The organism is Mesorhizobium sp. Cs1299R1N3 (genome assembly GCF_037179625.1).
Taxonomy (GTDB): Bacteria; Pseudomonadota; Alphaproteobacteria; order Rhizobiales; family Rhizobiaceae; genus Mesorhizobium; species Mesorhizobium salmacidum.
The window spans coordinates 1-450 of sequence record NZ_JAPYKQ010000074.1; the positions used below are offsets into that span (position 1 = coordinate 1).

The window sequence follows — 450 nt, forward strand, 5'->3', positions numbered from 1 at the left end:
GGGGGGGGGGGGGGGGGGGGGGGGGGGGGGGGGAGGGGGGGGAGGGGGGGGGGGGGGGGGGGGGGGGGGGGGGAGGGGGGGGGGGGGGGGGGGGGGGGGTGGGGGGGGGGGGGGGGGGGGGGGGGGGGGGGGGCGGGGGGGGGGGGGGGGGGGGGGGGCGGGGGGGGGGGGGGGGGGGGGGCGGGGGGGGGGGGGGGGGGGGGGGGGGGGAGGGGGGGGGGGGGGGGGGGGGGGGGGGGGGGTGGGGGGGGGGGGGGGGGGGGGGCGGGGGGGGGGGGGGGGGGGTGGGGGGGGGGGGGGGGGAGGGGGGGGGGGGGGGGGGGGCGGGGGGGGGGGGGGGCTATGATGCGCGGCGGGTCGGCCAGGGCCGGGAGGACGCCAAGCTGTTCCTGCGCGACAATCCCGACACCGCGGGGGAGATCGAGCTGGCGGTCAGGCAGAATGCCGGGT

Annotated in this window: 1 pseudogene; it reads left to right on the plus strand. The window is 90.9% G+C overall.

Annotated elements, in window-relative coordinates:
- Positions 1-350 precede the first annotated feature (350 nt).
- Positions 351-450 (plus strand): annotated as a pseudogene (locus O7B34_RS32010) (hypothetical protein); the annotation flags it as partial.